Raw genomic sequence first — 25,089 nt, forward strand, 5'->3', positions numbered from 1 at the left:
AAAAAAGTATGGGGAGAGTCAGGGTATGAGCAAGCCAGCGATCATTTCCGTTGCCATCACCGGCAGCCAGCCGACCAAGGCGCAAAATGCCGCGGTGCCGATTTCTCTCGCCGAGCAGATTGAAAGCACTCATGCAGCTTATGAAGCGGGTGCGGCGCTCGTGCATATCCACGTGCGCGATGGAGATGGCAAACCGACTTCCAATGCGATGCTGTTTGCCGAGGTTCAGGCCGGAATTCGTAAACACTGCCCCGACATGATCATCCAGCATTCGACCGGTGGCCGGGGACGCAATGCCGGGGAACGTGGCTCCTGCATCGCGCTCAAGCCGGACATGTGTTCGCTGGCAACGGGTTCGGTCAATTTCGCCACCATCATTTATGAGAATCCCCCGCAATTGGTGGAGGACATGGCAAAAGCCATGCTGGAAAATGCCGTTAAGCCGGAATGTGAACTGTTCGATCTGGCAATGCTCTACAACACCCGTAGCTTGCTCGATCGCGGCTTGATCAAAGGCCCGGCTCATGTGCAATTCGTGCTGGGCATTCCAAATGCGTTGCCGGCCCGGGAAAAGGTGCTCGATTTCATGATCGAGGAACTGGCGGAGGTCCTGCCCGGCGCCACCTGGACAGCCGCGGGTATCGGCCGCGGACAACTGGAGGTCAACCACTGGGCGCTGAAACGCGGCGGCCATGCGCGGACGGGCTTGGAAGACAATATCTATTTCGAAAAAGGGCGCCTTGCCGCGAGCAATGCAGAACTGGTCAAGCGCGTGGCCGATCTCTGCGGCAAATACGATCGTCATCCCGCCAGTGCCTCGGAAGCGCGCCGTTTGCTCACGCTTCCGGCGGCAGCTTAAAAGGTCCGGTTAGTCGGCGGCAACGACGCTATGCACCAGGCTCCGGCGATCGCGCAGGGCATTGGCGGCTCTCACGCTGTCGGCGCCGCCTTCTCGCCGTAGGACATAGCTGCCATCGCTGGCCGGACCGTCAACCACCCGGAGCTGCAAGCTGCGCAGCAGATCGGCGATATCGGCAGTCGTTGCTCCCGGCCGGAAGGTGACGCGGAGATCTTCGGCCGTCGCGGTGAGCAGGATGGCTGGTGTCAAGGGACGGCCCAGCATGCTTTCCGCTTGTCGATAGACCCACCAAAGTGCCGTCGCCGATATCAGCGCGACCAAGAGGGCTGCGAGGGATGCCAGTTGCGCTAGCCGCAAACGCCGTCGTTCGGCCAGTCGCCGCTGCGGGCTGCTTTTAACGGCGGTGACATTGAAGTGCGTTTGGCGTGCTGTATCGATCTCTCGGAGAAGCCGTTGCAATTCCCGCTTTTCGGTATCGGCGTCGAGGGGCCGCGACAGTATCGCAGTTAATTGTGCTCGTAAGAAAGCGGTATCGCGCAACACAGTTTCGGCCGCACCGGTATCGGCCCGGTTCTCCGCCATCGGCCCAGGCGACCGGTCCGACGCTGCCGCCGGATAAGCCGTCTCCTGGCTATAGAAGTTGATGCGTTCCGCGTTCTTCATGCCGCGCCGCCAATCCTTCCCCCAATCGGGCCGTATCATAGCAAGGTGCCGGAATAAGACAAACATCCCAGAAACGATCTCGAATGGCAGAAAATACTGGTCACGCGGCATTGCTGCCAAAAGGCTTACGGATATTATGAAGCGGCATTCATCGATTGGAGGTCCGTGATGCCCGATATCGGCAAGGATCGCGCCCGGCAATCTTCGCCGCGGAAGCAGGTGCCGCGCGTCATCCGCATGTTCGTCTTTCCGGATGCACATCTGCTGGACATTTCCGGGCCCATGTCCCTTTTCGCTTCCGCAAATGAACTGGCCGGATATCGCGCTTACGATGTCGCGCTGCTTGCTCAGCACGCAGGAGCAGTCCGCAGCAGTGCCGGGATCGAGCTCGTGGCGAGGTTCAGCATTGCCGACGGGGTGAGCCGGATCGATACCCTGCTGGTCTCCGGCGGCAAGGGCATCGATATGCTGCTGCCTGATCGCACGGTCGTCGCGTGGCTGCAACGACAAGCGGCAAGGGCACGTCGTGTGGCGTCGGTTTGCAGCGGGGCGCTCTTGCTGGCTGAAGCCGGGCTTCTGAAAGGGCGGCGCGCGGTAACCCATTGGGATCGCTGTGATCGGATGGCCGAGCAATATCCCGATATCAAAGTCGAGCGTGATCCGCTCTTCATTCGCGATGGCAAATTCTATTCCTCCGCGGGCATTTCCGCCGGCATGGATCTGGCTCTGGCGCTGATTGAAGAAGATCTCGGCGGCGATCTCGCCCATGAGCTGGCCCGGGAATTCGTTCTGTATATGCGGCGCAGCGGCGGCCAGGCCCAGTTCAGCCCAGCCTTGCGGGCGCAGGTCACGACACCGGGCAAGATGAAGGCGCTACAGGAATGGGTCCTCGCGCATCTGCATTTGCCGCTGACGGTGGATGATCTCGCAGCCCAAGCCGCCATGAGTCCACGCCATTTTGCTCGGCGCTTCACCTTGGAAACCGGGATGACACCCGCGGCTTTCGTCGCAGCAGCGCGGTTGGACGGGGCACGACAAGCCTTGGCATCGAGTGATGCACAAATCGATGACGTGGCGCACCGGCTCGGTTTCGGCAATGCCGAACGGCTCAGGCGCACCTTTGTCCGGCATCTATCGGTAACGCCAACCCAGTTTCGTGACCATTTCCAGCTTTCGGGAGGTAATGGCGATGTCCGCTGAGACGAAGAACGTCGTGCTTCTGCTTTATCCCGATGTCGAGGTTCTGGATTTTGCCGGTCCCTTCGAGGTCTTCTCTGTTGCGGCACAATGCGCGGCGCTCCAGTCAATTCGAGTAAGGACCGTCGCGCATCACAAGGCGCAGCTCTGCACGGTCGGCGGCCTCAAGGTGGTGCCGGATGACGATTTCGCCTCGTCGCCGCAAGCAGATGTGTTGCTGGTACCGGGTGGAATAGGCAGCCGACGTGCCGTGCGAGACGAAGCGGTGCTGGCATGGCTGCAAAGGCAGGCGATGGAAGCTGAGATTGTCGCCAGCATCTGTACCGGTGCCTTGCTGTTGGGGCGTTTGGGTTTGCTCGATGGCCTTCGTGCAACGACACATTGGGGTGCCATCGAGCTTTTGCGGGAATTCGCGCCACGCATCGAGGTTCTTACCGAGGCACGGTTTGTCGACAATGGGAAATACCTGTCCTCGGCTGGTATCTCCGCCGGCATCGACATGTCCCTTTATCTGGTCAGCCGCATTTACGGAGTAGACCTTGCGGAGCAGACAGCCAGGGAGATGGAATATGACTGGCGGGTCCGGCAGCCCGGATAGAAGCGGGGCTATTGCGCGACAGCATCAATGCCAGCAATGACATCGCTTCCTGGTTCCAAGGCAAAGATCTGAACCTGTCCCGTTCTTCCCTTGACCTGAGCGTTGCCCAGCGCGCGGAACCGGAAGTCCTTGCAGCCGGATTGCGTCGCTTCGCTGCAAATGATGTCGACGCCATAAGTCTTGGTCAGCCCTTCGAGGCGGGCGGCGATATTCACGTTATCGCCCAGGACGGAATAGCTGAAGCGCTGCTCCGATCCCAGATTACCAACACAGCTGATGCCGGAGTTGAGGCCGATGCCGATGCGAAGTTCGGGCAGCGCCGCTAGAGCATCCTTACCTATGTCGGCATCGCCGTTTCGCAATTTTTCGTTCAGCAGTTTCAAGCGGTAGCGCATTGCCAGGGCGGCCAGACAGGCATTCTGTCGGTGCTGCGGATCGTCAAGCGGGGCGTTCCAGAAGGCCATGACGCTATCGCCGATATATTTATCGATGGTTCCACCATGGGCCAGTATGGCATCGGACATTTCGGTGAGGAACAGGTTGATCAGGCGCGTCAAGTCGGTCGCATCGAGGCGCTCGGCAATGGAGCTGAAATCACGGATGTCGCAAAACATCACGGTGGTTTCCCGCATCTCGCCGCCAAGCTGCAAACGGCTCGGATCCGCAGCCAGTCGGGCAACCATGGCAGGCGCCAGATAACGGGAAAAGGCCTGTCTTACCCGACGACGTTCCAATTCCGCCTTGATATAGCCCATGAGCGATCCGCTGCTATACACCAGCAATGAACCGAGGGCCGGATAGACCGGGTCGAACAACCAGCCGAGCCTTGTAAAAGCGACCACGGCCAAGCCGACGCCGAGCGTGGCGGCCACACCGCCGGCCACGGCGCAACCGATGGGACCTAACCTTGGCAGCAGAAAGATCATTGCTGAACCGAGAAAGAACAGCAGGAGGATCTCGACGAGATCGGCCCAATAGGGACGCCGCAAATAGCTTCCACTGATAATCTGCTCGAGCGCCTGGGCATGAAGCTCGGCACCCGATACCGCGCCTTCGAGAGGGGTTGCGCGCTGATCCTTCAGGCCGAGGGCGCTGGTGCCGATGAAAACGATCATTCCCCTGATATCGGGTGCTTCCTCACGTAAAACCTGCCACGCGGGGATGAGACGCTGCGCCTTATGACCCGTATCATAAAGCCAGATATGACCGTTGCGATCAGTCGGAACATGGAAAGCGCCGATTTGGATGCTGTCTATACCGTCGTAATGGCCGATTGCGGCGACGCCCTGGGCGCCGGATGCTTTCACCAGATAGGTCGTTGCCTGTTGAGCGACACGTAGGGCCTCGGCCGCCAGGCTTGGGAAAAACTGGCCCTTCAGCTGCATGATCAGCGGCAATCGCCGGATGACACCATCGGAATCCGGCAGTGCATTGAAGGTGCCGTTACCACTGGCCGCCTTTTCCAAGATCGGGAGATTTGTCACGGCGCCGCTGTAGCTCAGAACGAAACGGTGGGGGTCGGTTCCGACAGAGGCGAAACCGGCTTTGCGCGCCGGGAGACGATCGCCTTTGTTGGTCGACAACACGAAGCCGCTAACGACAGGCGCCTCCGCGAATACTTGCGCGAGCGCGGAATCAGGATCGGGCAAGCCGGCGAGGGCCTTGTGCAAGTCCTGAAACCGGTTTTCCGGATCCCAGCTATTCCCCATGATCTGCGGCGAAGTCCGATCAGGCTCCGCAAATACCATGTCGAACGCGATGGCAGCGACCCCCGCGTCGTGCAATTTCATCACCAGCCTGGCCACAAGGTGACGAGGCCACGGCCATTGGCCATATTGCTGCAGGGTTGCATCATCCAAATCGATGACACGTACCGGTGTTGCCACATAACTGCGCGGCAACATGCGCTGGAGTTGATCGAAAATGCGAAGCCGCAAATCGATTAACGGCCCTGGATCCGCCGCGCGCAGCACGAGCAAGCCAAGCAGCACGATCAAAGGGACGCCACGCTGCAAGGAAACATGCATGCTGTGTCTCTCGCATGGGATGTCTTGCCGACGGCCATCACTCGAACGGATGATGCTTTTTCCGCCTCGTCTCGAGTATACACTGTCCGACGGGCATCACGCGAATGACGCGTCCGAAGATTTATTCCCATTCCTGATTTCAGTCCTGGCGCCGCAAATCGAGTCCCATCGCTGATACCGCCGGCTTTCGACACAAGTCATACGAAAGGTATTGGCGATGTCCGCGACATGTCGCTTGCTTGTTGCGTTGGTGTCGATCTGGCTTTGCGTATTCGCCCGACAGGCTGCTGGCGAACCGATCGCTAGCGTGAATGAAGTGGTGAACAGTGCGGAGCGCGAGCCGCCGGGCGCGATCAAAGTGCCGGTGCGCTTGTCAGATGAACTCGTCCAGAATGAGCATGTTCAAACCTTCCCTCGCTCGGCCGTCAAACTGACCTTCATCGATGGATCGGAGATGCGCCTGGATGAAAGCAGCGAGGTGGTGCTCAGCCAATATGTCTTCGATCCCGGATCGCAAACCAGTAACGCATTATTGCAGCTCGGTGCCGGTGTTTTCCGTTTCGTCTCAGGCGAGAAGCATGACGAGGGCGTGGTCTTGCAAACGCCGGCGGCAACGATCGGGATCCGGGGCACCGATATTCTGGTGACGGTCAGCGCCACCGGAGCGACAAAGGTCCAGGTGATTGAAGGGGCCGTCGTTCTTCAACCTACCGGAACAGGTATTGGCGCGAATGTGACAGCCGGCCAGGTCGGAACCGTTGCTGGACCAAATGCCAATGCCTCCGTCTCGCATGCGGGAGGCGGCCCCTCCGATACCGACCGTGCGCGCAGCACGGCAGAACGGGGTAAAGCGGGCAACGGCCGAAGTGGAGGTGACGCCACCGCGGGAAATGCTGCTTCTCCCGGCAGTCCGAGTGGTGATTCGGGCGGCAACACAGGCGGTAATGCGGGTGGCAACACGGGCGGTAGCCCGGGGGATGGCAATGGTAATGGTAGCCATGGCGGGAAACACGGCCCCGCTGGCGGGAAGCATGGTCCCGCTGGAGGGAAGCACGGCCCCGCAGGGGGAATGCACGGCTCCACCGGCGGCAAGCATGGCCCCGCAGGCGGAATGCACGGCTCCACCGGCGGCAAGCATGGCCCCGCAGGGGGAATGCACGGCTCCACCGGCGGCAAGCATGGCCCCGCAGGCGGAATGCACGGCTCCACCGGCGGCAAGCACGGTCCCGCAGGCGGAATGCACGGCTCCACCGGCGGCAAGCATGGCCCCGCAGGCGGAATGCACGGCTCCACCGGCGGCAAGCACGGTCCCGCAGGCGGAATGCACGGCTCCACCGGCGGCAAGCATGGTCCCGCAGGCGGAATGCACGACTCCACTGGGGGTAAGCATGGACCGGGCGGGAAGCACGGTTCCGCAGGCGGCAAGCATGGATCGGGTGGCAAGCATGGATCCGGCGGGCAGCACGGTTCCACAGGCGGCAAGCATGGATCCGATGGGAGAGGCGGCAAGTCAGGCGGCTCGTCCGGCGGCAATCCACGCTAGCAACCGCTACAGAGACGCCCATCGACAGCTATCTGCGGGTTATCCGGGATTGGTGGGTCGTGACCGGTGCTTGCGGTAACCGTTGCCTTACGGTATCCCGAACAGGAATGGGCTCTGTGCGGGTAGCAGCATGAATTCGGTGGTAAATTGCGCCGTTTATGAAAACGGCCGCAAGGTTCGGGACCTCGACATCAATCATCTTGAGCAAATGAAGATCTTGGCCGGTCAGTTGATCTGGATCGGCCTCCTGGAGCCCAGCCAGGAGATGTTGGCGCCATTGCAACGGCAATTCGGCCTGCATGAACTGGCTGTCGAAGATGCTTATCGCGCCCATCAGCGGCCGAAACTGGAAGTTTATGGTGATACCGTCTTCGTGGTGATGAAGACCTGCCAGTGGCTGGATGGCGAACTCGCATTGGGAGAGACCTGCTTTTTTGTGGGGAGGGGGTATCTGATCTCCGTGCGGCACGGAAAGTCGCTCAGTTATCGGTCTGTTCGCGAGCGTTGCGAAAACGTCCCGGGCAAGTTGAAGAAAGGCGAAGATTTCATTCTCTATGCCTTGATGGATTTTATCGTCGACAATTATTTCCCGGTTATCGACGCACTCGAAGAAAAAGTCGAAGAACTGGAAGGCGCCATTTTCGAGAACCGGGATCAGCACCGGGACATTTTGTCGGAAATTTCCATTCTGCGTCGCGATCTTCTGGCGATGCGCCACGCGGTGGCGCCACTGCCGGATATTTGTCAGCGGATCATCCGCTTTGATGTGCCGGCGATGGACAAAAACACGCAGCCTTATTTCCGCGACATCTATGACCATGCTAACATCCTGATGGATCGTATCGAGGCGCTGCGGGAAACCGTGAAATCGGTCGTTGATTCCAAGATGCTCATGGTTTCGATGCGGCAGAACGAGGTCATGCGCAAGCTTGCTGCCTGGGCCGCCATGCTGGCGGTCCCGACGGCGATCGCTGGCATTTACGGCATGAACTTCACCAACATGCCTGAACTGACCTGGCGCTACGGATATTTCACCGTGCTGGGGGTTATCGTCGTGATCTGCCTCGCTTTGTATTGGCGCTTCAAGCGCTCCGGTTGGTTGTAGCCGGCGCGGCTTAAGCTTCGCGGCACAAATCTAACTCCGCGCCAGTCTCGACCGCAGATCATCAATCAACCATTTGCCGGCGCGTCCGGGCGGGCGCGTACGATCATGCACGATGTAAAGTGGTGCGAGGAAGCTCGTGTCTTCGATCAACCTCAGGCGGATCAGGCGCCCGCTATCGAGATGCTTTTCCACCAGATGCAACGGCATATTGCACCATCCGAAGCCGGCCAAGAGATAGTCCAGCCGCGTTTGCAGATCAGCAAAACGCCAAAGACGACGCCCGATGAGATTGCCGCGCAACGTTTGGGTCAAAGGTGTTGAATCCGTCAAAACGAGCTGTGTCACTTCCGCAAGCTCGATGCGGCTGATAGGCGTAGGTCGCTTGCTCAGCGGATGCGTTGTCGCGACCACGGGTACGAAGGGAATATCGGTCAGTGGCTCGGCCTGCAAATCGGTCGCCCCGGTCACCAGCAGCGAATAAACGGCCAAGCGCGCGACACCATCCCGAAGCCGCTGTTCCGGTCCGCCCAAGCCATCAGTGAAGAGCAGAACCGGGAGTTGCGGAAACGCCCGATCCAGCGCACTCAGGCTTTCCATCAAGATGTGTGTCGGAAAGACCGGATCAACGGCCAGAGCCAGTTCGGGCTCGATATCGTTGGCAATGCTCTCGGCGCGCGCTCGCAGCAGGTCCGCACCGTGCACCAGGCCCCGGGCGTCCGTGAGAATTGCCCGGCCTGCTTCCGAAAGAATGGGGATTTTGCCAGAACGGTCAAAGAGTTCCAGCCCGAGGGTTGCTTCCAAGCTTTGGACCGACTGGCTGATGGCGGATTGCACCCGGCCCAGTCGGCGCGCTGCGGCGGAAAAGCTGCCGGTCTCGGCAATCGCGATCAAAATCCGCAGTTGGTCTAAGGTGAGGCGGTCGATCATATACGAACCATCATTATTTATGATGGATCGTATCAGTTTTTAGCCAATTGTGTCGATAGGTGGATAGGTTCATATGCAGAAGTAGTGAAGCAACTGAAAGTCTTTTCCATGAATGCTCCCCTCAAAGATCGTGTCCTGCAGCCGTTGGACGACCAAGCGCTAGACCAGCTCTTCCGCCAAGCCCGTACCTTCAATGCCTGGCAGGACCGCCCGGTCAGTGATGAACTGCTGGCAGAGGCGATTGACCTCGCAAAGATGGGGCCGACCAGTGTCAATGCGTCGCCCATGCGCGTGGTTTTCGTGCGCAGCCCGGAAGCGAAAGGGAAACTGAAGCCGGCGTTGGCGGAAGGCAATGTAGAGAAGACGATGTCGGCGCCGGTCACCGCAATCATCGCGCATGATCTTGAGTTTTATGAGGCGCTGCCGAAGCTGTTTCCCCATGCGGACGCTCGGTCCTGGTTCGCCGGCAATGATGCCTTTATCGAAGCCACGGCCTTCCGGAACGGCACCTTGCAGGGAGCCTATCTGATCATGGCGCTGCGCTCGCTCGGCCTTGATAGCGGCGCGATGTCAGGTTTCGATAATGCCCTTGTCGACCGGACTTTCTTCGCCGGCACCAAGGCAAAGTCGAATTTTCTTCTGAATATCGGTTATGGCAGTCAGAAAAATCTCTTCCCCCGCTCGCCGCGTTTCGATTTCGGCGAGATCGCCAAAATCGTCTGATGCCAGCCTTCCGGGTTGATCAGAGGATCTTCCCGTCAAATGGATTACGTCCAGCCCGATCCTCGATCTCGACCACCCAGAGATCAGGATCGCGGCTGACTTGGCGGTCGATGTAAGAGGTCGCCTCCGTTTCGGTCATGACCTGCCCCTGATTGGCGACGAGCCAGGCGACATTACCGTCGAGATCGCGGGACTGGGTCAGCACCTTGCTAGTACCATCCAGGAGGTTGATCTTGACGATGATGGCACCGCCCCAATCATCGCCATGATGCAACACGGCGGCAAACAGGCCTTCGCTATTGCAACGCCGCACCGTCGCCTTCACCACCATCTCGCTCGGCAGGCGTGCCTCACTCATGCCGCAAGAACCGTCACTGTTTTCCTTGGGCTTTCAAAGCGGCTTCGCGCATTTGCGTAAGCGTCAGGCGCGGTGTGATCGCTTCCGGATCGATGCGGATTTCGATCAGAGCCGGCTTGCCCGCAGCCTCGGCGCGCTGGAAGGCGGCGGCGAAGTCTTCGGTCCGTTCCACCGTTTCGCCATGGGCGCCATAAGCGCGGGCGAGGGCGGCGAAATCCGGATTGTGTAGCTCGGTCCCGGAAATGCGGGCCGGATAGGTCTTTTCCTGATGCATGCGGATGGTGCCGTACATGCCGTTATTGATGACCAGGAAAATCACATTGGCCCCATATTGCACAGCCGTTGCCAGTTCCTGTCCATTCATCATGAAACAGCCATCGCCGTTGAATGAGACAACCGTGCGCTTCGGGGCGACGAGTTTCGCTGCAACCGCCGCCGGCGCCCCATAACCCATCGACCCGTTGGTCGGTGCAAGCTGGCTGCGGAAGGTCCGATATTGATAAAAGCGGTGCGCCCAGGTGGCGTAATTGCCGGCCCCATTGGTGATGATGGCATCGGCCGGCAAATGGCCGCGTAACCAGGCCATGATCTCGCCCATCTGCACCGCGCCGGGAACGGGGGCGTGTTTCAGGTTCTCCAGATAATCGGCGTGAGCCGATGCCGTCCAGTCATCCCAGGCACGATGATCGATCGGTCCCAGTGCCTTTGCCGTGCGGGCAAAGGCTTGCATGCCGCTATTGATCGGCAAAGCCGCTTGATAGACGCGGCCCAGTTCCTCCGGATCGGCATGCACATGCACGAGCGGCTGCTGCGGCACAGGAATATCAAGGAGCGTATAGCCAGAGGTCGTCATTTCTCCGAGACGCGGCCCGACCACCAGCAGCAGATCGGTGGTTTTCACCCGTTCGGCCAGTTTGGGATTGATGCCAATGCCGACATCGCCGGCATAATTGGGCAGCGTGTTATCGAACAGATCCTGACAGCGGAACGAACAGCCCACCGGCAGATTGGCCGCTTCCGCAAAGGCGCGAATATCCTTGACCGCCGCCTGATCCCAGCCACCACCGCCGACGATCATCAACGGACGTTTTGCCTTGGCGAGGCGGTCGCGCAGGTCGTTCATCTGTTCGGAACTCGGCGCGCCGCGCGATATGCGGTAAGGGCCGGCATCGGCGGTTGCTACCTTATCCGTCAGCATATCTTCCGGCAGGGCAAGAACCACAGGACCAGGTCGTCCGTTGACGGCCCGATGGAAGGCTTGGCTGACATATTCCGGTATGCGCGACGCATCCTCGATCTGGGCCACCCATTTCGCCATCTGGCCATACATGCGCCGGAAGTCGATTTCCTGGAAGGCTTCGCGCTCTGCTTGGTCCCGGGCGACCTGACCGATAAAGACGATCATGGGCGTCGAATCCTGGAATGCGGTGTGGACGCCGACCGAGGCATTGGTGGCGCCGGGTCCGCGCGTGACGAAACAGATGCCGGGCTTGCCGGTCATCTTGCCATAGGCCTCGGCCATATAAGCGGCGCCGCCTTCCTGGCGGCAAACCACAAGCTTTATCTTGTCGCGCTTATCGTAGAAGGCATCGAGGGCGGCGAGATAGCTTTCGCCTGGAACGCAGAAGGCCATATCCACGCCATGGATTGCCAACTGGTCGACTAGAACCTGACCGCCGGTCCGCAGATTGCCGCTCACGCTCATGGTCTCGCTATCCCCTTGCTAGGCATTTCTTGTTCGATTGCCACCTTGCTAGCCCAGGCCCGAGGATGAGGCAAGGCGGAGTTCCATGCAGCCCATGCAACTGGCTAGGCGTCAGGCGGATCGCCGGGCCAGATCCGTCGAATGACGATGGAATCAGCCTGGGTGTCAATAACTCGCTGCGACAAGTTCACAGGAGTATGGCAGAATGATCCCGGCCGCCGCCCGACGGTGGGAGTCGTTTGGCTCTTGCAACGTCCGAAGAATGCGGCGGCCTTGGGAGGAAGGGGCGGCATATGCTCAGCCCCGATTTACGGCAGATCACACGACGCTATTAAGTGACGGGTCGGATTACTATCGACCGGTCCGCGCGGTGATGATCGCCACCTGTTGTATCTGATATTGACGGACAGAAGGGGAAAACATGTCCAATACACCAGATAAACCGATTACCGATAAGACACCTGCTGCTTCGGCGATGGCGCCTAGCGCTCCCGCGACGCCGAGCATGGCGTCACCTGCAGCGGCCACCGAAGCATCGGCTGCAGCGCCGCAACCGGCCGCGGCCGCAGCTAGCAAGACGCCGGCTCGAAAGGCGAACCGGAAGAAGACTGCCAAGAGGGCCGCGAAGAAGCCTGCGGCCAAGAAGGCAGCGAAGAAAGCGGCTAAAAAGCCGGCTGCAAAAAAGAAAACAGCCAACAAGAAAGCAGCAAAGAAACCGGCGGTGAAGAAGAAGGCGGCCAAGAAGAAAGTAGCCAAAAAGGCGATGAAGAAGGCAGCCAAAAAACCGGCAGCCAAGAAGGCAGCAGCCAAGAAAATGGCACGGCGCAAGAGCCGTTGATCCTGCGATAGATGCGTTACGCCCTCTGCCCGGTCCCTCGGGAGAGGGCGTAACTTTGTCCGACTAGCTGCTAGCGGCTCACACTGGCGGCCGGCGATGCGCCCAAGGCTGGCGCTGTTCCAAAGCAGCTCCGATACGCAGCGGCCCAAGATCCTCAAAGCGCCGACCGACGATCTGCAGGCCAATCGGCAGGTTATCCGAGGTCCAGCCGCAGGGCACGGATAGAGCCGGGCATTGGCTGACGAAATTGAAGACCGAGGTGACGTCGAGGCAGTGGAAATTGCCTTGATCGTCCAGGCGCCAGAACTCGCTGTCGGCGCGGCCAACCCGGACGGCGGGTTGCGCCATGGTCGGGCAAAGAAGCGCGTCGCAACGCTGCAAGATGGGAGCTAGTTCCTTCCATGCCTCGGTTCGGCGGATTTCGATTTTCTTGAATTCGACCGCTGACATGGCAAGGCCTGCATCCAGATAGGCCACCACCCGTGGATCCATGCGATCCCGATATTCCGGCAGCAAATGGCCGAAGAAGGTCGCCAGATAGACACCCCAATGGCGCGCCCAATCCTCATCCAGATTGATATCCCAACTGAGCGAGACGTCCTCGATCTCGGCGCCGGCGGCTTCCAGCACCTTCGCCGCATTGCGGACGGCGGCTTCGACTTCGGGATGCCAGACGCGGCGACCGAAATCGAGACACAGGCCGAGCCGCATGCCTTTGAGATCGAGATTGAAGGGCTGGGTAAAATCCAGCGCCGGTTTCAGCGACTGGATATCGCGATCATCCGGGCCCTGGGTGATCTGCATAAACAGGCATGTATCGCCAATGGTCCGGGCGAGGGGGCCGAAATGCGAGAGCTGGTCGAACTGGCTCGGCAGGATGGTAAAGGGGATACGTCCGAAACTGGGCTTTAGGCCGACCGTTCCGCAAAAGCTGGCTGGGATACGGACCGATCCGCCCATATCCGAGCCTTCGGCAATCGGTACGCACCCGGTCGCAACCACGACGCCAGCACCCCCGGAGGAACCGCCGGGGGTGCGCTCGGGATTCCAGGGATTGCGCGAAATGCCCCAAAGCGGGCTCTCGGTGAAGCCGCTATAGGCGAATTCCGGTGTCGTCGTTTTGCCGATCAGAATGCCGCCGGCGGCGTTGAGCGCCTCGACGATCGGCGCATCATAATCCGGCACCCAATGTTCATAGGCGTAGGAGCCAAGCGTCGTGCGTTTTCCCTTGGTCGGCGTCAGATCCTTCATGGCGAAAGGCACGCCATGCAAGGGGCCGCGGAACTTTCCGGCTTTGGCTTCCTGCGCCATCTGCTTGGCCAAGGCACGGGCTTCATCGGGATAGGTGAAGCAGAAGCCCTTCAGCACCGGATTGACTTCATCGATCCGCGCCAGGGCATTGTCGATGACATCGACCGGCGAAAGTTGGCCTGTGCGAATCTTCGCCGCGAGCTCGGTTGCCGGCGTATAACATAGATCGAGATCAGCGCTCATCAAGGTCCCCCGCATATTCTTATATCAACAGGGTGGCGAGCATCGACTACCCGGTGGCCCTGGTCAATGGGTGAGATCAATGGTTCACCGCCAATGGGTCGCCTGAGCGAAATTTAAGGTCGATGTCTTTGCGGTGCGGCCCTTGCCCTCGTGTTGGACTCAAAGCATGATCGGTTGGCCGGCAAGCCCATGTTGCTGGAGGGCCGGCGCCGGCAGCGGTGGAGAAATGCGATGATCGACCAATTAAGTGCCGATCAGGTGGCGCAGTTTCAGCGTAACGGCTTTCTGATCTTGGAACGGCTGATCGATCCCGATGATGCCGCCAGGCTTGCTGATCGTTTCGAAGGCTTGTTTCGTGGAGAATTCGAAACCGGTCTTTATCCCGACGAATGGAACTGGCAGGAAGGACGCGATTCGCCGGATCGGACCCGCCAGATCTGTAATGGCTGGAAATCGGATTACACCGTGGCGAGCGTGGTTTTGCGCCGCGAAATCGGTCGGCTCTGTGCCCAGTTGGCCGGCTGGCCGGGCGCTCGTATCGCTCAAGACAATGTCATTTGGAAGCCACCAGGCGCGAAGTCGCTCGGCTATCACCAGGACAACGCCTATAACGCCTGGATCGTGCCCGGTGAAATGCTGAGCTGCTGGATCGCGCTCGACGAAACATCGGCCCGTGGTGGAACGGTGGAATATGTGAAGGGCTCGCATCTATGGGGGCCATCCGCGCCGGCGAAGCAGTTTCATGCGCCGGCGGATTATCGCGAGGAGATGATCGCTCGCGCCCGGGCGATGGGGCACGAGCCGGATATACACTATGTCGAGGTACCTCGGGGCGGCGGTGCGTTCCATCACGGCTGGACTTGGCATGGCTCGGGCCCCAATCGTGCCGGTCGCCCGCGACGCTCCGTTGTCAGCCATTGCATGTCGTCTGGGGCGACCTACCACCCGACAAAGGTCAGCTATATCTACAATCGCTATAAGCGCATGGACGATACGACGATGGATGAAAGCTACTTTCCAATCCTGTGGCGCGAAGACGGTTATCGCACAGCATGGCTGGATGCCTATATGCGGCGTGCTGCTGCATCTACCAAAGAATGAATAATTTTTTGTTTCACAACTATAAGGTATACCCGGTCCGCCGGCATGATGCCGATGCGGAACTACCGAAAGGGCCGATCTGTTTCTTCGACCAAGAATAATTGTCGCGTAGAAAGGCTGTCTCATGTCGATCTTCAAGCTGACGCCAACTATCGACCATCTGGACGACCCGGCCTGGCAGGGCAGTGCAAACAAGAAAGTCTGTCATGTCAGTGCCAAGAGCGAAGCGGAAGCCAGGCAGTTTGCCGCGGAAAAATTTCAGGTGGGCGGGCAGGTTGCGACCAGCAATCCATGGCTGAATAGTGCTTTGACCGACTGCGTTGTGCAGGATATCGCGGCCAGTGAGCCCCTGCCTGTTGGCGAAGTCATCGTGATGGAATGATTCGCTGTCTATGAATCTCTGGCATTCCTTACTGTTGCTTGAAATGATTCCTCCTTCGGCTTCACTGAGGAGACCGAGGGGAAAAAATGCTAAAGCGCATTCTGTCACTAGTCATCTTGTTGGCTGCACTCTCTATGCACGTCGCTCTTGCGGAAGACGGGCGGCAATTGACGCTGACCATCGGGCAAGAGACGCGCCACTTCACGCGGGATGTGTTGTTGTCGAGACCCGATACGAAGACGGTCTCGATTGCGCGGGACATCGCCTATGGCAAGCCGATGACTTTTCGTGCTGTTCCCCTGGCGCGTTTACTGGAAGGCCTGACATTGCCACCGGATTACGTGTTGGAAGCGGTGGCATCCGACGGCTTTGCCACCCAACTGCCGCTGGACCTGGTCACCAATAGCGACCCGACGAAAGCGGTCGCCTATGTTGCCATCGAAGATCCCGCCAAACCCTGGCCGGCACTGCCAAATAAGAAGGTCAGTGCGGGGCCGTTCTATATCGTTTGGCTGGGCGACGGAGCGGCTTCGGTGCGCAGCGAACAGTGGCCCTATCAAGTTATCAGCTTGACCACTCAGGAAGCGCCGGCAAAAAGATGGCCGGCGCTGGCGGTGGATGCCGCATTGCCGGCAACCGATCCGGTGCGGGCCGGGCAGACTCTGTTCGTGACGCAATGCATGGCCTGCCACAAGCTCAATCGTGCCGGCAGTGCCGATGTCGGTCCCGATCTAAACCTGCCGATGAACCCAACCGAGTATTTCCAACCTGCCGCGTTGGAACGCTATATCCGCGACCCGGCCTCAGTGCGGCATTGGCCGGAACAGAAAATGCCTGCTTTCGATCAGGCGAACTTAAGCGATCGGGAAATCGCCCTGATTATTCGCTATCTCGGCTATATGGCATCGCGCAAAGTGAAATAGGAGCCCGCATATCGTGACACAGGATCTTTTCAACAAGGTCGATCACTATATCGACTCTCTCTTCGTTCCGGACGATTCCATTCTGACCGATGTCCTGGACTCCACCAGAAACGCCGATATGCCACAGATCCAGGTCTCGGCCAGCCAGGGGAAGTTTCTTTACCTCTTGGCTAAGCTGATCAATGCGAAGCGTATTCTCGAACTCGGCACGCTCGCGGGCTATAGCAGCATCTGGATGGCGCGCGCTCTGTCGGCGGAGGGCCGGTTGCTGACTTTGGAATACAGCGAAAAGCATGCCAAGGTGGCGCGTAGCAATCTGCAACGCGCGGGACTTGAGGACCGGGTCGAGGTCATGGTCGGGCCGGCATTGGAAACATTGCCGCAATTGGCGGCGCGCGGCGAAGCGCCGTTCGATATGGTCTTCATCGATGCGGATAAGAACAACTATCCCGCATATCTCGATCTGGTCGTGAAGCTGACCCGTCCCGGCGGTTTGGTCCTGGCCGATAATGTCGTGCGCGCCGGAAGCGTACTTGCGCCGGACAAGGGAGACACGGCGGCCGAAGGTGCGCGGCTTTTCAATGAAAAGCTCGCCAACCATCCGCGTTTGGAGGCAGTGGTCCTGCAGCTGGTCGGTGAGAAGGGGCATGACGGCCTCGCCATTGCCCGCGTCAAGGCGTAGGTCAACTTTTCAGATCGGCCGCTGCATGAAGGCGCGCTTCTCATCTGCCAAACCTTTGGCACGATGCTGCTCGCGAATGGCGCGATGGCCGGGCCCCAGATCGGACTCGGTCATGTCACGAAAGCCAAGCCGCCGATAATAGGGTGCGTTCCAGGGAACGTCTCGAAAGGTCGAAAGAGTAAGACGGGTCAGGTGGAGTGCGGCTGCGCGCTTGCCAACTTCATCGATCAATCGCCCGGCAATCGGTGGCCGGCATGTGCCGGTAAGACATCGATCTCCTCGATATAGGCGGCGCCATCGATAGGCGAAAAAATCACGGCGGCGACCGGCAGACCGCCCTGATCGATTACGATAAGACGCCCTTGGCTGACCCGTTCCGAGAGGGTAGCAGCATCCGTCGGTTCATCTTCAATAATCCAAGCCATACCGATTTCGATGAACCGGGCGGCGGCAAGCCGCTCGATCTCACGCACGGCATCGATGTCGTCAATCCGACCGTCACGCAGATGATATAGCCCGGTCAAATGCGAGTGCCCCCGGTTCAATCAGTGATGCGACTGATGCAGGATTTCGTCCTTGAGCCCGGTTTCATAGGCCGCACCTTCGGGCGTCAGGACGCAGCCCATGGGATATAGCGACTGGATCAACCCCTTGCGCTGCAAAGCCGCCCAGGCGGCTTCATTGGCGAGACCCGACGCATCGCGGGACCGTACGACATAGTGGCCAAGGTGGAAATGATCGCCATGCGGATGCGGCAGGCGGCTGATCATGATATGGCCGGGTTCGTCCGCCGGGCTGGCATAGCCTTCCATCTTGGCCAGTTCCTGGAAGAGCGTCAGGGTCTTGAGCTGGAGCGGGTTGAGCTTCAACGGATTTTGCTTTGGCGGCATTGCCGAATTCCTTTGTTGGATACTTAGTCTCGGAAATTCACGAATTGCAGCGGCTGCTCGATCTTGAGACCGCGAACGAAGGCAATGGCTTCTTGCAGCTCGTCTTTCTTCTTGCCGGTGACCCGCAATTCATCGCCTTGGATGGAGACCTGGACCTTCATCTTGGAGTCCTTGATCTCCTTGACGATCTTCTTCGCCAAGGTCTGATCGATACCTTGCTTAATCACCACTTCCTGGCGCAGCGAATTGCCGGTCGCTTTCTGCGGATCCTTGAACTCAAGGGCGCCGGCATCCAGCTTGCGACGGGTGATGTAGACTTTCAGGAGCTCCTGCATTTGCTTCAATTTGAGATCGTCATCGGCATTGACGGTGATGATCTCTTCCTTGCGCTCGATGCTGCAATTCTTGGCACCCTTGAAATCGAAACGGGTGCCAATTTCACGCACGACGCCCTGGATGGCATTTTCAACTTCCGACAGATCGGTTTTCGAGACGATATCGAAGCTGGGCATCGCATCCTCCGGCGGCCAATTAAATGAGAATCGGCGGCAATCTGCCATATTCGGCGCTTCCTGGCCAGACGCCGGGGGACCGGCCTATACTGTGGCGGGAGGCTCGGTATGGGATCGCTACTGCGGTTGGCCGGATTGTTGTTTTTCTGCCTGTTTTCGCCCGGCCTGCAGGCGGCGGAACTGACGGCTGCCGAGGTGCGCGCGGCGTTGGCGCATGCGACAGCGGGGCAAGGAGCTGATCTTTCCGGAAAATCGCTGGCCGGCCTGGATCTGCAAAATCTGGATTTCAGCAAAGCCAATCTGAGCGGCGCAGACCTGAGCGGCGCCAATTTATCCAATGCAGATCTGCGCGGCGCCAACCTCGTCAGTGCCAATCTCACGGATGCCAAGCTGGTTCGTGTGAAGCTCAATTTCGCCTGGATCATGCGAGCGAATTTCACGCGGGCGGATCTTTCGGGTGCGATCCTGGAAACGCTGGTCGTGTCCCAGGGCATGGAGACGCGGAGCGAAGAAGCCGCCATCTTTGCCGGCGCCAAGCTCGCTGGTGCCCGCATCATGGCCCGGTTCAGTCTGGATGATATGCGCGGTGCCGATCTGTCGGGAATCATGGCTTCGGCAGATATGAGAAATCAATCCATGGGGCTGATCCGGGCAGATTTCTCGCAAGCGAATCTTGAAGCTGCGCATTTTGACAATGCGTTTCTGGCCTACGCGAAATTCCACTTTGCGAAACTACAGAAAGCGGATTTTAGGGGTGCCGATCTGAGCCATGCCGACTTCACGGGCGCCTATCTGATCGGTGCGGATTTCACCGGCGCCAAATTGGCGGGAACGAAATTCGACGGTGCCGTGCTGACGGATGCGAAGGGATTACGGCAATAAGGACGGGGAGCTCGCAGCCGATTGCAAGCAGACAAGGCATGATCAATCGGCTACATTCGGTCGGAATTCAGTGGGTATCTCGTTATTATGACACAACAACAGTCTCGCCGTTTGACCGTCCGGCATGAAACTTGGCCGATTGCCGGCACATTCACGATATCTCGCGGTAGCAAAACCAGCGCCGAAGTCGTTGTGGTCGAATTGACCGAGGATAACGTTGCAGGGCGGGGGGAATGCGTTCCCTATGCCCGCTACGGCGAAAGCATCGCTCAGGTCATGGCTCAGATTGAGAGCTGCCAGGCCGCGCTGGAATCAGGGGCCGACCGTCAAGTTGTCGCCGACCTGCTGCCGGCGGGCGCGGCGCGGAATGCCGTCGATTGCACGCTTTGGGACCTCGAAGCGAAAAAGCAGAAAAAGCCGGTCTGGAAACTGGCGCGCCTGAAGGAGCCGCGGCCGTTGATGACGGCCTATACGATCAGCCTCGCCGCGCCGGATGAAATGGCGCTCAATGCCGCGAAGAACCTGCATCGGCCCTTGCTGAAATTGAAACTGAGCGGGGCCCAGGATCTCGAGCGGGTGCAGGCGGTCAGTTTCGCGGCGCCGCAATCGCGCCTGATCGTCGATGCGAATGAAGGCTGGTCAATCGAAGATTACAAGAAACTGGCGCCGCAATTGCGCGCACTCAACGTTATTCTGATTGAGCAGCCTTTTCCGGCCGATGATGACGACGCCTTGCGTGATCTTGAGAAACCGATACCGGTCTGTGCCGATGAAGCATGCCACGACCGGGCCGGCCTGGAGCGATTGGTGGGCAAATATCAGGCCGTCAATATCAAGCTCGATAAGACCGGCGGCCTGACGGAAGCCTTGGCCTTGGCCAAAGCGGCGCAGGAACAGGGGTTCCAAATTATGGTGGGAAGCATGGTGGGGACGTCCTTGGGCATGGCCCCGGCCTTCCTTGTCGGGCAGCAGGCATCCCTGATCGATCTCGACGGGCCATTGCTCCTTGCTGAAGATCGGCCGGCGGGCTTTGCTTATACCGGCAGCCTGATGCAGCCGGCCAGCCGGGAACTTTGGGGGTAGTTGAGAAACGGAAGAGCCGATGGGGGGAAGTGACGTCGCGGCGATCGAAACGCCGGCTTATCCAAAAAATATCTGGCCGGCCGTGGTCGCCGGTATTCTGACCGCCTTTGTGGGCTATGCCAGCTCGTTCACCGTCGTTCTGCAAGGCTTGCAAGCGGTCGGGGCAACGCCGGGGCAGGCGACGTCCGGATTGATCGCAGTCGGAACGGCGATGGGATTTGCCGCGATCGTCCTGGCGCTGCGCTATCGGATGCCGATCAGCATTGCCTGGTCAACGCCCGGGGCGGCCCTGTTAGCATCGACCGGCGCGGTGGCCGGCGGCTTCGAAGCGGCTTGCGGCGCCTTCATCGCCTGCGGCGTGATGATCGTGATTGCCGGGCTCTGGAAACCTTTCGGCAAACTGGTGTCGAGTATCCCGGCGGTTCTGGCGAATGCCATGCTGGCGGGCGTGCTGTTCGGTCTCTGCATTGCACCCTTTCATGCCATTGCGCAAATTCCCGATCTGGCGCTGCCCGTGGTGCTGGCCTGGGCGGTCATGGCCCGGTTGAAGCGGCTTTATGCCGTGCCCGTGGCTGTGCTGGTGGCGGTGATCGCCCTCATCATTAGCGGCGTGCCGGATTTTTCAGTGAGAGGCTCGTTCTGGCCACAGGTCGAACTGGTCACGCCTTCTTTCTCCTGGAACGCCATTTTCGGCATCGGCCTGCCGCTATTCCTTGTCACCATGGCATCACAAAACATTCCCGGCCTCGCAGTCTTGCGCGCCTTCGATTACCATCCCCCGGCCAGCCCGCTTTTCGTTTCCACCGGCATTGCCTCCCTGCTGTCGGTTCCGTTCGGCGGCTATACCGTCAATCTGGCCGCCATCACGGCGGCGCTCTGCGCGGCGCCGGAAGCGCATCCGGATCCGTCCAAGCGGTATATCGCCGCTGTCGTTGCCGGTACGGTCTATGTCGCCTTCGGTGCTTTTGCCGGCGTGGCCGCCAGCTTTATTAGTGTTTCGCCGCCGATCCTGATCCAGGCGGTGGCCGGTTTGGCTCTGCTCGGCGCGTTCGGTTCGGCAATGAGCGGGGCGTTGCAGAATCCATCGGAGCGCGAGGCGGCGGTCATCACCTTTGTTGCAACCGCATCAGGTATGTCGATCGGCGGGATCGGCTCGGCATTTTGGGGACTGGTGGCCGGTGGGTTCGTTATGGCACTACATCGCTGGCGCAAGGCAGCTTGAGTAGGGTTTGGGGGTATAGAGTATGGTGAACAACCAGATCATCGACGGGCGTAAGGTAGCCAATGGCATCCTTGCCGAATTGGCCGATCAAGTGGCCGATTTGAAGAAAGCGGGCTGGGGGCCGAAGCTGAATTCCATCACCATCGGCGATGTCGATGCGGTCCAGCTTTATGTGCGCAACCAGAAGCGCTCAGCCGAAAAGGCCGGGTTACTTTTTGAGGAACATCATTTCCCGGCTGATACTACCCAAGAGCAGATGTTGGCCGCGATTTCGGCCATGAATGCCGATCCGCGCGTGACCGGTATCATCCTGCAGCGCCCGGTGCCGCATCATCTCTCGATCAAGCAGTTGCAGGCGGCGATCCATCCGCTGAAAGACGTGGAAGGTATGCATCCGGCGTCGATCGGCAACATCGTCTACAACGAAGTTGAGCTTGGCCCTTGCACGGCCATGGCGTCCGTGGAGCTGCTCAAGCGAACGGGTCTCAAGCTTGCGGGGATGGAAGTTGTGGTTGTCGGCCATTCCGAAATCGTCGGCAAGCCAATCGCCTTCCTGCTCATGTCGGAAGGCGCGACCGTCACGGTCTGCCATCACATGACGCGCAATCTGTCGGTTCATAGTCGCCGCGCCGATGCCTTATTCGTGGCGGTGGGCAAGGCCGGTTTGATTTCCGGCGATATGGTGAAACCGGGTGCGGCCGTCATCGACATTGGCATCAATCAGGTGACGTTGGCGGACGGCACCACAAAGGTTGTTGGCGACGTTGATTACGAGTCGGTTCTGCCCGTCTGCGGCTGGATTACACCGGTGCCTGGCGGTGTGGGGCCCGTCACCGTGTCGGTGCTGCTGCGCAATGCGGTGATCGGTGCACAGCGCCAGCGCAAACATTATGAGCGTTTGTTCGGAAGCAATCCGACCGCGGCGCAGTGAAAGGCACACCATTGGACGGCAGAGGTTGGATAAGAGATCCGTCGTCTGCCGTTTCAACTGCGGTTATACGGCCGTGTCGGAGTTGACTTCTACCGGAGTCGTCAGGACCCGATCTATTCCTATTCTATAATTTCGTAATCGGATCATACCGATAGTTTGCTCTGTGACTAAGGTCATGGCGGCTGCATATTATCTTATGCTAGGGTTCTTGGCACGCAACTATTGCGATTTGAGCGTAAGGCTCTGTTAATCTTTACTGCCTAGTTTTACGCCTGGATTGTTCTCGGCGGGTTTCTCAGCGTGACGGTCGGCTTGCCCTGTTCGATAGGCGAATCGACCGGCAATCTAAGCTGCCTGCGGAAGGCTTGCTGAATGGCACAAGAGCGTATTCTTATCGCCGATGATACAGGTGACCTTGCAGGCCTCGCCGACGAGCTTCGGAATGCGGGGAAAGGCGTTCTTTCTGTCGGCGATGCGGAAGAGGCCGTCTCGCGATTGGATGATGCGGTCCCGACAATCGATCTTCTTTTGCTGAATGGCTCTCGCAGTATCGACGCGATCGCATTGCTGCGGCGCCTGCGATCGACTGAACGTCACACCGATCTCGCAATCATCGTCGCTCTCCCGGCGAATGCCGATGAGCGCATGGCGGATGCATTCATGTCCGGCGCCAATGACTGCATCTCTTTCCCGCTCAGCCTCAAGGTTGCGATCGCGCGGTTGCAGCAGGTTATGCGTCATCATGGCGCCATCATAGACGGCCAGGAACAACGCGAACGCTTCGACCTGGTTGTCGTCGGCTCCGGCGATGGAATTTGGGATTGGCGGCTTGATCGAGACAACCTCTACTTTTCGCCGCGCCTATTGGAACTGTTGGGGCGCTCGGAAGAGCAACGGCCGAACAGCATAGATCAATGGATTGATCTGGTTCACCCTGAAGACAGGGAGATGGTCAAGCACGACTTGCGCAACCATCTGGAAGGTATTTCCCTCAGCTTCCGCGTCGAATGCCGGATGCAGCACCGTAACCACGCCTATCGCTGGTTCCTGATCCGCGGCGCTTCCCAGCATGACGAATTCGGCAAAGTGATAAGGGTTGCCGGCTCTTTCACGGATATCAGCGAACGAAAGCTCACGGACCCGATGACCGGGCTGCCCAACCGCCTGGTGCTCTATGACCGCATCAGTCAGGCGATTTTGCGCAGCCGCCGGAGAGGCGAAAAATTCGGTATCATCATGCTGCAAAGCGACCGCTACGAAGTCATGCGGGCGGCCTATGGACAGGAATTCTGCGATCAGGCCCAGAAGTATATTGCACAGCGCATATCGCAATCTCTGCGCACGACGGATACGCTAACGGCCATCAGTGAGAACACGATGTGCGTTCTGGTGGATGCCATGCGTGACGATTCCGATCTGTTACGCGTCGCCCGCCGCTTGCGCGCTGCGGCCGAAGAGCCGATGACCTTGAACCAGGAAACCCTGATGATGACGCTCAGCCTTGGCATGGCTGAGGGCCGGCCCGAGCATCAGAATGCCGAAGAACTGCTGAAAGAGGCGATGGCGGCCTTGAATACTGCCCGCTTGCAGGGCAGCGGCCAGGAAGCGATCTTCGATCCTGATTCGCAGCAGCGATCAAAAGAGCGGTTACGGCTTGAAGCGGATCTGCATTTGGCGCTGCGCCGCGACGAATTGCGCGTGCATTATCAACCGATCATTAATTTTGCCGATGGCCGGTTGGCCGGATTCGAAGCCCTGTTACGCTGGGTGCATCCGACACGCGGTGTGATTTCACCGGCCGATTTCATTCCAATGGCGGAACAGACTGGGCTGATCGTGCCCGTCGGGGCCTGGGTCTTGCAGAACGCCGCCCGGCAGATACGCGAATGGATCGATGAGGGTGCACCGGAAAATCTCTTCGTCAGCGTCAATGTTTCCAGCCGGCAGCTCGAAGGCGGCGATCTTGCCGGCATCGTGCAGCAGGTCCTCGCGGAATATCGTCTGTCGCCGGTCAGTCTGCGCCTGGAACTGACGGAGAGCGCCATCATGCAAGATGTCAGCGCGGCGCGGGAGCTTTTGGGCAAGCTGCGGGATATTGGCTGCGGCCTGCTCTTGGATGATTTCGGGACGGGCTATTCCTCGCTCAGCCTATTGCAGGGGCTGCCCATCGACGTGCTCAAAATCGACCAAAGCTTCATTAGATCGATGCGCGGCGATCGGGGCGGCATACGCATGGTCGAAGCGATCGTACACTTGGCGCGGCTCTTTGATCTCAAGGTCGTAGCCGAGGGTATCGAGGATGAACGGGATGAACGTCTGGCGCGTGCCTGCGGCTGCGACTTCGGCCAAGGTTGGTTGTTCGGCAAACCACGGCTGGCAGCAGATTGCTCGGATCTGCTGCACCCCCCGTTAGCCGCAGTCGGCGGATAATGCCGGGCGCTTCA

The 25,089-nt window shown here is 59.2% G+C and carries 25 protein-coding genes; 15 read left to right on the forward strand and 10 right to left on the reverse strand.

Going from position 1 to position 25,089, the window contains the following annotated elements; genetic code table 11:
• The first annotated feature begins 25 nt into the window (after positions 1-25).
• Positions 26-859, forward strand: a complete 834-nt coding sequence (locus SMD27_RS07630; RefSeq protein ID WP_320507774.1) for a BKACE family enzyme — start codon at positions 26-28, stop codon at positions 857-859.
• A 9-nt stretch (positions 860-868) separates the two neighbouring features.
• Here SMD27_RS07630 and SMD27_RS07635 read toward each other — a convergent pair whose 3' ends face one another.
• A complete protein-coding gene (locus SMD27_RS07635) occupies positions 869-1,561 on the reverse strand; it encodes a hypothetical protein (RefSeq protein WP_320507775.1) in 693 nt (230 codons plus the stop codon).
• A gap of 129 nt (positions 1,562-1,690) precedes the next feature.
• Between SMD27_RS07635 and SMD27_RS07640 the strand changes: the two genes are divergently transcribed.
• Both SMD27_RS07640 and SMD27_RS07645 read left to right on the forward strand, forming a co-directional pair.
• On the forward strand, positions 1,691-2,722 hold the full coding sequence (locus SMD27_RS07640) for a GlxA family transcriptional regulator (RefSeq protein WP_320507776.1): 1,032 nt from the start codon (positions 1,691-1,693) through the stop codon (positions 2,720-2,722).
• Positions 2,712-3,317 (forward strand): DJ-1/PfpI family protein, encoded by a 606-nt coding sequence (locus tag SMD27_RS07645; protein ID WP_320507777.1) that lies wholly within the window; start codon positions 2,712-2,714, stop codon positions 3,315-3,317. Before SMD27_RS07640 ends, SMD27_RS07645 begins: the two co-directional genes overlap by 11 nt.
• Before the next feature lie 8 nt (positions 3,318-3,325).
• On the opposite strand, the gene SMD27_RS07650 is transcribed toward SMD27_RS07645, so the two are convergent.
• Entirely contained in the window at positions 3,326-5,344 is a 2,019-nt protein-coding gene (locus tag SMD27_RS07650; protein ID WP_320507778.1) for a CHASE2 domain-containing protein, read from the reverse strand.
• A gap of 217 nt (positions 5,345-5,561) precedes the next feature.
• Here SMD27_RS07650 and SMD27_RS07655 point away from each other — a divergent pair, with 217 nt between their 5' ends.
• Positions 5,562-6,887 carry a FecR domain-containing protein gene (locus SMD27_RS07655; RefSeq protein WP_320507779.1) on the forward strand — a complete coding sequence of 442 codons (1,326 nt, stop codon included), beginning with the start codon at positions 5,562-5,564 and terminating at the stop codon, positions 6,885-6,887.
• Positions 6,888-7,017: 130 nt separating this feature from the next.
• The gene (corA, locus tag SMD27_RS07660) at positions 7,018-7,992 is read left to right on the forward strand and encodes a magnesium/cobalt transporter CorA (RefSeq protein ID WP_320507780.1); all 975 of its coding nucleotides are present in this window, start codon (positions 7,018-7,020) and stop codon (positions 7,990-7,992) included.
• 30 nt (positions 7,993-8,022) lie between these two features.
• On the opposite strand, the gene SMD27_RS07665 is transcribed toward corA, so the two are convergent.
• On the reverse strand, positions 8,023-8,919 hold the full coding sequence (locus tag SMD27_RS07665) for a LysR family transcriptional regulator (RefSeq protein ID WP_320507781.1): 897 nt from the start codon (positions 8,917-8,919) through the stop codon (positions 8,023-8,025).
• Between the two features lie 84 nt (positions 8,920-9,003).
• Between SMD27_RS07665 and SMD27_RS07670 the strand changes: the two genes are divergently transcribed.
• The gene (locus SMD27_RS07670; protein ID WP_452094318.1) at positions 9,004-9,642 is read left to right on the forward strand and encodes a malonic semialdehyde reductase; all 639 of its coding nucleotides are present in this window, start codon (positions 9,004-9,006) and stop codon (positions 9,640-9,642) included.
• Positions 9,643-9,661: 19 nt separating this feature from the next.
• Here the strand turns inward: SMD27_RS07670 and SMD27_RS07675 are convergent, their stop codons facing one another.
• The 4 genes from SMD27_RS07675 to SMD27_RS07690 form a co-directional block, all read right to left on the reverse strand.
• Entirely contained in the window at positions 9,662-10,000 is a 339-nt protein-coding gene (locus SMD27_RS07675; RefSeq protein WP_320507782.1) for a DUF1491 family protein, read from the reverse strand.
• Between the two features lie 13 nt (positions 10,001-10,013).
• On the reverse strand, positions 10,014-11,705 hold the full coding sequence (locus SMD27_RS07680; RefSeq protein WP_320507783.1) for a thiamine pyrophosphate-binding protein: 1,692 nt from the start codon (positions 11,703-11,705) through the stop codon (positions 10,014-10,016).
• 351 nt (positions 11,706-12,056) lie between these two features.
• Positions 12,057-12,533, reverse strand: a complete 477-nt coding sequence (locus SMD27_RS07685; protein WP_320508678.1) for a hypothetical protein — start codon at positions 12,531-12,533, stop codon at positions 12,057-12,059.
• Positions 12,534-12,621: 88 nt separating this feature from the next.
• Positions 12,622-14,037, reverse strand: a complete 1,416-nt coding sequence (locus SMD27_RS07690; RefSeq protein ID WP_320507784.1) for an amidase — start codon at positions 14,035-14,037, stop codon at positions 12,622-12,624.
• 231 nt (positions 14,038-14,268) lie between these two features.
• Here SMD27_RS07690 and SMD27_RS07695 point away from each other — a divergent pair, with 231 nt between their 5' ends.
• The 4 genes from SMD27_RS07695 to SMD27_RS07710 all read left to right on the forward strand — a co-directional run bounded on the left by SMD27_RS07695 (position 14,269) and on the right by SMD27_RS07710 (position 17,125).
• Positions 14,269-15,138 carry a phytanoyl-CoA dioxygenase family protein gene (locus SMD27_RS07695; protein WP_320507785.1) on the forward strand — a complete coding sequence of 290 codons (870 nt, stop codon included), beginning with the start codon at positions 14,269-14,271 and terminating at the stop codon, positions 15,136-15,138.
• 124 nt (positions 15,139-15,262) lie between these two features.
• Positions 15,263-15,520 carry a hypothetical protein gene (locus SMD27_RS07700; protein WP_320507786.1) on the forward strand — a complete coding sequence of 86 codons (258 nt, stop codon included), beginning with the start codon at positions 15,263-15,265 and terminating at the stop codon, positions 15,518-15,520.
• A gap of 86 nt (positions 15,521-15,606) precedes the next feature.
• Complete coding sequence (locus SMD27_RS07705) at positions 15,607-16,443, forward strand: c-type cytochrome (RefSeq protein WP_320507787.1); 837 nt, start codon at positions 15,607-15,609, stop codon at positions 16,441-16,443.
• A gap of 13 nt (positions 16,444-16,456) precedes the next feature.
• Positions 16,457-17,125, forward strand: a complete 669-nt coding sequence (locus SMD27_RS07710) for an O-methyltransferase (protein WP_320507788.1) — start codon at positions 16,457-16,459, stop codon at positions 17,123-17,125.
• Between the two features lie 227 nt (positions 17,126-17,352).
• Here the strand turns inward: SMD27_RS07710 and SMD27_RS07715 are convergent, their stop codons facing one another.
• Genes SMD27_RS07715 through SMD27_RS07725 form a run of 3 tightly spaced genes read right to left on the reverse strand, consistent with a single transcriptional unit; the run spans position 17,353 to position 18,527 of the window.
• Positions 17,353-17,649 (reverse strand): hypothetical protein, encoded by a 297-nt coding sequence (locus SMD27_RS07715; protein ID WP_320507789.1) that lies wholly within the window; start codon positions 17,647-17,649, stop codon positions 17,353-17,355.
• A gap of 21 nt (positions 17,650-17,670) precedes the next feature.
• Complete coding sequence (locus tag SMD27_RS07720; protein WP_320507790.1) at positions 17,671-18,015, reverse strand: hypothetical protein; 345 nt, start codon at positions 18,013-18,015, stop codon at positions 17,671-17,673.
• 23 nt (positions 18,016-18,038) lie between these two features.
• Positions 18,039-18,527, reverse strand: coding sequence for a YajQ family cyclic di-GMP-binding protein (locus SMD27_RS07725; protein ID WP_320507791.1), 489 nt, complete (start codon positions 18,525-18,527; stop codon positions 18,039-18,041).
• Positions 18,528-18,635: 108 nt separating this feature from the next.
• Between SMD27_RS07725 and SMD27_RS07730 the strand changes: the two genes are divergently transcribed.
• The 5 genes from SMD27_RS07730 to SMD27_RS07750 all read left to right on the forward strand — a co-directional run bounded on the left by SMD27_RS07730 (position 18,636) and on the right by SMD27_RS07750 (position 25,075).
• A complete protein-coding gene (locus SMD27_RS07730) occupies positions 18,636-19,409 on the forward strand; it encodes a pentapeptide repeat-containing protein (protein WP_320507792.1) in 774 nt (257 codons plus the stop codon).
• Positions 19,410-19,496: 87 nt separating this feature from the next.
• The gene (gene dgcA / locus SMD27_RS07735) at positions 19,497-20,492 is read left to right on the forward strand and encodes an N-acetyl-D-Glu racemase DgcA (protein WP_320507793.1); all 996 of its coding nucleotides are present in this window, start codon (positions 19,497-19,499) and stop codon (positions 20,490-20,492) included.
• A 19-nt stretch (positions 20,493-20,511) separates the two neighbouring features.
• Positions 20,512-21,714 (forward strand): benzoate/H(+) symporter BenE family transporter, encoded by a 1,203-nt coding sequence (locus tag SMD27_RS07740; RefSeq protein ID WP_320507794.1) that lies wholly within the window; start codon positions 20,512-20,514, stop codon positions 21,712-21,714.
• 22 nt (positions 21,715-21,736) lie between these two features.
• Positions 21,737-22,645, forward strand: a complete 909-nt coding sequence (locus SMD27_RS07745) for a bifunctional 5,10-methylenetetrahydrofolate dehydrogenase/5,10-methenyltetrahydrofolate cyclohydrolase (RefSeq protein ID WP_320507795.1) — start codon at positions 21,737-21,739, stop codon at positions 22,643-22,645.
• Between the two features lie 372 nt (positions 22,646-23,017).
• The gene (locus SMD27_RS07750) at positions 23,018-25,075 is read left to right on the forward strand and encodes a putative bifunctional diguanylate cyclase/phosphodiesterase (RefSeq protein ID WP_320507796.1); all 2,058 of its coding nucleotides are present in this window, start codon (positions 23,018-23,020) and stop codon (positions 25,073-25,075) included.
• Positions 25,076-25,089: the final 14 nt, after the last annotated feature.

Origin of the sequence: Dongia soli (assembly GCF_034044715.1) — a bacterium.
GTDB classification, from domain to species: domain Bacteria; phylum Pseudomonadota; class Alphaproteobacteria; order Dongiales; family Dongiaceae; genus Dongia_B; species Dongia_B soli.